Below are 7,403 nucleotides of genomic sequence, written 5' to 3'. Positions count from 1 at the left end.
AACACAGGGGCCATCAGGCAAAAGCAAAAGATCGCGAAAAAACTTCTCTTCACGCTTCTTCCACCTCATGTATACTTTGGGGTCAGATCTTTATTTTTGGTGTTTTCTCATGCGCCGTTCTATTATGCTAGAGAATGGGCTCTTAACACCAGGGTGAATTATAATATAATTATAATGTTGCAAACAAAATGTCAGAATGTTAGAAGCAGCAAGTAACGTCTAAATTTTGACACGTATTTATGGACCTGTGGCCTCGCTTTTATTTAACGGTGGACATTTGCAAAGTTGGTAGTATGCTATTTTAAGCAGGTTAAAGGAGGGAAGCCTAAGATGTTTGATTCCGATTTTTATGGTGGTCCAAATGGAATAGTTCCCATGCATGGTCCCAGATATTGGGGAGTGCCCACGTTTATGAGAACTCCTCATATAACGGACCTGTCTAAATTGGACATAGCGCTTATAGGGGTTCCTTATGATGGTGCGGTGGAAGCCCGTTCTGGTGCCCGCCAAGGACCCAGGCAGATAAGAGACATGTCAAGCATGATGCGTTCGATACATCATGTTACGCGCATCAATCCTTATGAATTGTGTAAGGTGGGTGATCTGGGGGATGTGCCCTTCTCCAATATATTTGATGTGCAGGCGAGCCATGCAGATATAACTTCTTTTTACGAAAAGGTTAGAGGGGCTGGAGTTGTTCCCCTAAGTGCAGGCGGGGATCACTCGATAACTCTTCCTATACTGAGGGGAATAGTAAAGGAAGGCCCCGTTGGCCTGATTCATATAGATGCCCACAGTGATTGCTATGATGAAGAAATGAATTCCAAATATACCCATGGGACGCCTTTTCGCCGAGCTGTCGAAGAGGGCCTGATTGACCCAAAGCGCACTGTGCAAATAGGCATAAGAGGTGCAGCGAATTCCACTGAATGTTGGGATTTTACTGCTGATAGCGGCATAAGGGTGATTTTCATGGAGGAATTTGCAAAGCTTGGCATAGAAAAAACTGTAAAAGAAGCAAGACAGATTGTCGGTAATGGCCCTACGTACATCACGTTCGACGTAGATGCCCTTGACCCAGCCTTTACGCCTGGAACAGGGACCCCAGAGATAGGTGGCATGACTTCCTTTGAGGCTCAAAACTTGATTAGGGGCTTTAGGGGATTAAATTTAATAGGGGCCGATGTCGTGGAAGTTGCGCCTCCTTTTGACCCTTCGGGTTACACTGCTCTTGTGGCGGCCACGATAATGTATGAGCTGCTTTGCATTTTGGCGGAAGCTATAGTTGAGCGGAGGAAAACGAAATAATGGCAAATGCATTTAATGAACGACAGTGTTTACGTTGACTGAATAGGTGACACATCAAAGGCCGTTTGCGTTAAAATGCCAATCAAGCGAGGTGGGCGGAATGAAACTTAAAGGTCCGTCTTATGGACACCTTTCTCCAAATGCCAAATGTTCTAGATGCAGAGGAAAGGCCGTAATTACTCTCCCAAGCCATCATGCCAACTTTTGCGTAGATTGCTTTTTAGAGTTTTTTCGCAAAGCTGTAAAAAGAGCCATGAAAAAGTTCCCCATAAAGCCACACACGCCCATCATGGTTGCCGTATCTGGTGGAAAGGATTCGTTGGCGCTGTGGGATGTGCTTACTGAACTTGGATATGTTACCAAGGGAATCCATATTGATTTAGGTATCCCTGGGTTTTCAGAAGCATCTCGTGAAGCCAGCGAACAATTTGCCAAGTCTCGAGGGCTTGGCCTTTCGGTATATGAGTTGAAGGACCTTTTGGGGTTTAGCCTTCCTGAGGTTAGGAAACTTAAGAGCAGCAAAATATGCTCTGTGTGCGGAACCTTGAAGCGGCAGTTTCTTAATAGGCTTGCCCTTCAGGAGGGTTTTTCTGTCATTGCCACAGGTCATAACCTGGACGATGAGGCAAGCCGGCTTTTGGGAAATATTTTAAGGCATAAAGAAGCATATCTAGCCAAGACTTATCCCTTCCTGCCGGCAGGAGGCGGCTTAGTTGCCCGCATGAAACCTCTATTCCGTTTAGAATCGGCGGAAATTCGTATCTATTGCAAGGTGCGAGACATTGCTTATTTTGGTGATAAGTGCCCCTTTGCTCAGGGGGCCACGAGTCATATTTTCTTTGAAGCATTGGAATTTATTGAATCCAAGATGCCAGGGACAAAGCGGGATTTTCTCTTCGGTTACCTTGATGGAAAGAAGCCACCACAGCCGGAAGAAACTCCAACAGGAAGATGCTCCATCTGTGGAGCCATATCATATCAAGATATATGCAGCATATGTCGCATCAAGGAAGAACTTGCGGAAAAAGGCAATAGTCAGTAGAAAAGAGTTATCTTATTTTATCGAAGTATGTATAATGGAAAGCAGCGCTTTGGGAATATGGCAAAGGAGAGGAGGGCGAGAATATGAAGAGTTTAAAAGGAACAAAAACAGAGGTGAACCTTTTGACAGCTTTTGCTGGTGAGTCGCAAGCGAGAAACCGCTACGATATGTTTGCCAGTCAGGCCAAAAAAGAAGGTTACGTACAGATTGCAGATATTTTTGCTGAAACGGCCAACCAGGAAAGGGAGCATGCCAAGCGCCTCTTTAAGTTTTTAGAGGGCGGTGAAGTGGAGATAAAGGCTTCTTTCCCGGCGGGGGTTATTGGGACCACGCTGGAGAACCTCAAGGCGGCGGCTGCGGGAGAAAACCATGAGCATACCTCTATGTATCCCGAGTTCGCCAAGGTGGCAAGGGAAGAGGGCTTCGAAGAAATTGCTGCAGTATTTGAGGCCATAGCGGTAGCTGAGAAGCAGCATGAGAAGCGCTATCTTGATTTAGCTGCCAACATAGAGGCTGGAAGGGTTTTCGAAAGGCCTGATAAAGTCGTATGGCGTTGCAGGAACTGCGGTTACCTCCACGAGGGCAAATGTGCTCCAGAAAAGTGTCCAGCCTGCGCCCACGCAAAGGCTCATTTCGAGCTTTTGGGAGAGAACTGGTAAGGTTCTTACTAGGCAGGAGCTCTCCAAAGGGCTTCTGCCTTTTTTTTGTAGCATAGGTTTCGAAAACTGAAAGGAGAGACAAAAATGCATCAGACGTTCAAAGCAGTGAAGGTAAGGGAAGGCCTCTACTGGGTAGGAGCCATAGATTGGGCTATAAGGGATTTCCACGGGTATGCTACGTCGAGAGGTACGACTTATAATGCCTTTTTGGTCCTGGGGGAATCTCCTATATTGATAGATACTGTTAAAGCACCGTTTTATGATGAGATGATGGCTAGGATAGCCTCTGTCATTGATCCTAAAGAAATTGAGCTTATAATCTCCAATCACTCAGAAATGGATCACTCTGGGTGTTTAACGAAGGTAATTGATGAGGTGGAACCTAAGAAAGTTTTGGCTTCCAAGATGGGAGTCAAAGCTCTTAAAGCCCATTTCGGAGATACAATTGAAGGGCTTGAGGAGTTTCCTGAAGGAGGAGTTTTAGAAACTTACGGCGTGAAGCTTCATTTCATAGAGACTAGGATGCTTCACTGGCCGGACTCAATGTTTACTTACATGCCTGAGGAGAAGATACTTTTTTCCCAGGACGGTTTTGGCATGCACCTTGCCACATACGAGAGGTTTGCGGACCAGATCCCAAGATGGATATTGGAACGCGAGGCAGCGAAATATTATGCAAATATACTAAACCCATATTCTCCCTTAGTCGCCAAGCTTCTCGCCAAGACCCAGGAGATGGGCCTTGAAGTAGATCTTCTCTTGCCCGATCATGGGCCTATATATAGGACCGAGGAAGACATCGAATGGATAATAGGCCGTTACGCTGACTGGTCATCTGGCAAGTTGCCTCAGAAGGTAGTGGTGTTCTATGACACCATGTGGGGCAGCACCGATAAGTTGGCCAGGGCGATAGGGGAAGGCATAGCTTCTCGTGGAGTGGAGGCCAAGCTCCTGCCTCTAGGGGGGTCCCATAGGAGTGACGTGGCTACCGAGCTTTTAAGTGCGGGAGGTTTGGTCGTGGGGTCTCCAACGCTGAATAACAACATGTTCCCTTCAGTTGCCGATGTGCTGACGTACGTGAAAGGCTTGGGCTTTAAGGGGCGAATTGGTGCTGCCTTCGGATCCTATGGATGGGGCGGCGAGTCGGTGAAACAGGTGGCTCAAGTGCTGGAGGAGATGAGAACCCATATTGTTGACACTTTAAAAGTCCAATATGTCCCAGACCAGGACGACCTATATGCCGCGTACCAGCTGGGTGTAAAGGTAGCAGAGGAATTAAAGAAGAAGGCTTAGGGGGCGTAGCCCCCTATTACATTTCATGGGAGGTTGCTTTATATTTATATTTTGTTAAAATCCGGACCCAGGGTTCTATCTATAGTAAAATTGTATTAAGTCATTGTAAGGTCATCTCCGGTTTTGGGTTTTCTGGTGATTGCCACTTTAAACCAAAGGCCTTGCGGTGGCTCTCTTGCTTTTTACACAATTATATGGACTTAACTAAAACTGAATCAGTCAAAATATGATTTGAGGTGAAAGTTTTGGGAAATTATTATGCAGGCAAGTTAAATGCCATGAAATTGTATAAAGTTTACCAGACAAATATTCCTCGAGTTAAACAATATCTTGATGCTGAAATAGAATTCGTTTCTAAAGGACTCCATGGCTGTGAGAAAGTACTGGAATTAGGAGCAGGCTATGGCCGAATAATGAAACGATTGGCTCCACTCGTGAAATCCATTGTGGGAATAGATGTTTCTGAAGATTCCGTCCGCTTCGGGAAAGAATATCTTAAAGATTGTCCCAATTGTAATCTAATGGTGATGGATGTCCATAAAATGCATTTTGAAACCGAATTTGATATCGTGTTGTGCCTCCAAAACGGACTTTCTGCAATGAAGGGAGATCCTCTTCATACTATACAGCGTAGTATAAGAGCTTTAATTCCCGGGGGAAAAGCTTTTTTCAGCACTTATAGTGCTGACTTTTGGGAATACAGGTTAGCTTGGTTTCAGGAACAGGCCGACAAGGGGTTATTAGGTGAAATAGATTGGGAAAAGACGAAAGATGGAAATATAATTTGCAAGGATGGTTTTGCCGCAACAACCTTTTCTCCGCGAGATCTGGAAGAACTTGGCAAGGCCACGGGCATGCCTTTCCAAGTGGTAGAAGTGGATAATTCAAGCCTTTTCCTTGTCGTTCATAAAGATTCCTTTTAATATGTCCACAGGGGGAAATGTAGGTGATATCCAAAATTATCTTTATTTGTTCGTATCATATGGGATTCTCCAAGGTTTGCTGTTGTACTCGAGGATCCTTAAGACGTCGATGAACTCTTCTTTTGTGACAAGCCTGCTTTTGAAGTTTGTCTTTTTGTTGTCGCATAAAATAGGGTATAGTTTTATTCCCCCCCGAGAGCTTCTTGTTGTGACTTAATTCGATGCTTGCAATAAAGCTGTAAGGATAAGCTCTATCCTTGCTTTGATATGCCCCAAATCTCCTTACAGGAAAAGGGTTCTTTGAAATCTTCAGGAAACAGCGCTTCGTTCTTTCGGGAACCTTTCAAAATCCTTGTTTTCTATGATCTCCTTCAATGCCCGGCCGACTTCCCAAACTTCTGTAAAAGTATTGTAGAGAGCAACTGGAGCAACACGTATGATGCGTGGAGGTCGGAAATCAGGGATAATTCCTCGGGCTTTCAGTGCACAGCAAATTCTCCAGGCTTCTTTTGGGTGCTCGATGGCTAGGTGCCCTCCGCGCCTCTCGTGCTCCCTTGGTGTGGCGATAGAATAGCAATAAGGCTCATCCGAGAGGAACGTATCCACTAACTCTATAAGAAAATCTGTCAACTTTAGGGATTTTTCTCTTATCTTTTCTATGGTAGCCTCTTGTTGAATCTTGAGGGCTGCCTCAAGCGTTGCCGCTGAAAGGACACAAGGAGTTCCCATCTGCCAGCCTCCGGCAGATTTAGCATGTTCAAAAAGGATTTCCATGTCGAACTGTTTCTCTTTCACGTAGCCAAACCAACCTGCTAATCCAGGCTCCCTACCAAAGTGTTTCTCGTGCAAGAAGAGGAAGGCGGGGCTTCCAGGCCCCCCGTTCAGATGTTTGTAGCTGCACCAGAACGCAAAGTCCACATCCCAGTCGTGCAGTCGATGTAAAACGGCCCCGACGGAGTGAGCACAGTCAAAACCAATTAAGATTCCTTTTTCATGGGCTGATCGGGTTAACTTTTCCATGTCCAAAAGCTGGCCGCTGCGGTAGAGGACCGAAGGGAGGATGGCTACTGAGACGGTCTTGTCCATCAGTGCGATGATATCATCCTCCTCAAGAGTGTTGCCGTCCCTAGATTTGGCGAGAATTAGGTCTTCTGCCGGGTCCCCTCCCTTCAAGCGAATTTGGCTCGCAAGGGCGTAAAGGTCCGAAGGGAAATTGAGCTCGTCTGCCAAAATTTTTCTTCGCTTTCCCTCAGGCTGATAAAAGGTGCTGACAAGACTGTGGAGGTTTGATGTAGTGGAGCCCGACATGACGACTTCTTCTGGCAATGCGCCAACAAGGGGAGCCATCCTGCGCCCCAACTCCTCAGGCATAATGAACCAAGGGATCTTGCCCTTGAGCCAGCCGTCGATATTCAAGATTTTCCATTCTTCTATCACACGCAGTACGCCGTCGATAGATTCTTTAGCAGGAAGCCCCAGCGAATTACCGTCCATATAAATTCGCCCTTGCTGGGTCACAAATTGCTCACGGAACTTTCTCAAGGGATCCTGTGCATCTAATGCTTCTGCTTTTTCTTTCATTTTCTCGAATTTATCCATTCTCACATTTTCCCCTTTCTTCCTGCTTGGCGCTTTTTTGGCTTTCCTGCGGAGCAGCTTTCCTCAGGGTGTTGCGGTTTTTCCTAAAAAAACTTATGGCAAATGCACCAAGTCTTCCAGTATTAGCCGCGAACGCAAGCGTTATTTGAATTGTATGCCATGCTCATTTGGGACGCAACCTTAAAAAGCGTGCACGCCCAAAGCCTTTCACTTTCTAAAGTTTATGGGTTGTCTTCTGTGCAGTTTGATATCTCCGCTGACCTAACCTTAAATAAGTTCCATGACTCCATTCTAAAACCATATTAGGCTTGCAAATCTACACAACGGCAGAGCAAAAATCAAAATCTGGTTGACATACCCATAAGCAGAAGGTATATTTATCATCAACTTATGGTACGTACCAATAATGTATTATTGGTATATATGGTACATATCATTGACAGGCCTCATGTCGAATTTGTGGAACTACCAGAAATCTAAGCAGTGTAGGGGGGATTTTTATGGAAAGGTTGTGGAAGAAAAATATAAACGAGGAATGGGTGTTGGAGTTGAAATTGAAAAAAGTAGAAATAACCTCTA

The 7,403-nt window shown here is 45.4% G+C and carries 6 protein-coding genes; 5 read left to right on the top strand and 1 reads right to left on the bottom strand.

What is annotated here, in order from left to right; translation table 11 throughout:
* The first annotated feature begins 330 nt into the window (after positions 1 to 330).
* The 5 genes from speB (at position 331) to H0Z23_RS08245 (ending at position 5,225) form a co-directional block, all read left to right on the top strand.
* A complete protein-coding gene (gene speB, locus H0Z23_RS08265; RefSeq protein ID WP_296868970.1) occupies positions 331 to 1,308 on the top strand; it encodes an agmatinase in 978 nt (325 codons plus the stop codon).
* Positions 1,309 to 1,408: 100 nt separating this feature from the next.
* The gene (locus tag H0Z23_RS08260) at positions 1,409 to 2,350 is read left to right on the top strand and encodes an ATP-binding protein (protein ID WP_296868969.1); all 942 of its coding nucleotides are present in this window, start codon (positions 1,409 to 1,411) and stop codon (positions 2,348 to 2,350) included.
* A gap of 83 nt (positions 2,351 to 2,433) precedes the next feature.
* Entirely contained in the window at positions 2,434 to 3,009 is a 576-nt protein-coding gene (gene rbr / locus H0Z23_RS08255) for a rubrerythrin (protein WP_296868968.1), read from the top strand.
* Positions 3,010 to 3,093: 84 nt separating this feature from the next.
* Positions 3,094 to 4,302, top strand: coding sequence for an FprA family A-type flavoprotein (locus H0Z23_RS08250; RefSeq protein ID WP_296868967.1), 1,209 nt, complete (start codon positions 3,094 to 3,096; stop codon positions 4,300 to 4,302).
* Positions 4,303 to 4,538: 236 nt separating this feature from the next.
* Complete coding sequence (locus tag H0Z23_RS08245) at positions 4,539 to 5,225, top strand: class I SAM-dependent methyltransferase (protein WP_296868966.1); 687 nt, start codon at positions 4,539 to 4,541, stop codon at positions 5,223 to 5,225.
* 309 nt (positions 5,226 to 5,534) lie between these two features.
* On the opposite strand, the gene kynU is transcribed toward H0Z23_RS08245, so the two are convergent.
* On the bottom strand, positions 5,535 to 6,824 hold the full coding sequence (gene kynU, locus H0Z23_RS08240; RefSeq protein WP_296868965.1) for a kynureninase: 1,290 nt from the start codon (positions 6,822 to 6,824) through the stop codon (positions 5,535 to 5,537).
* Between the last annotated feature and the right edge of the window lie 579 nt (positions 6,825 to 7,403).

Origin of the sequence: Thermovirga sp., from assembly GCF_017656375.1 — a bacterium.
Classification (GTDB): Bacteria; Synergistota; Synergistia; order Synergistales; family Thermovirgaceae; genus Thermovirga.
Note: the sequence above shows the minus strand (reverse complement) of the source record. Positions and strands in the feature narration are given on the sequence as shown.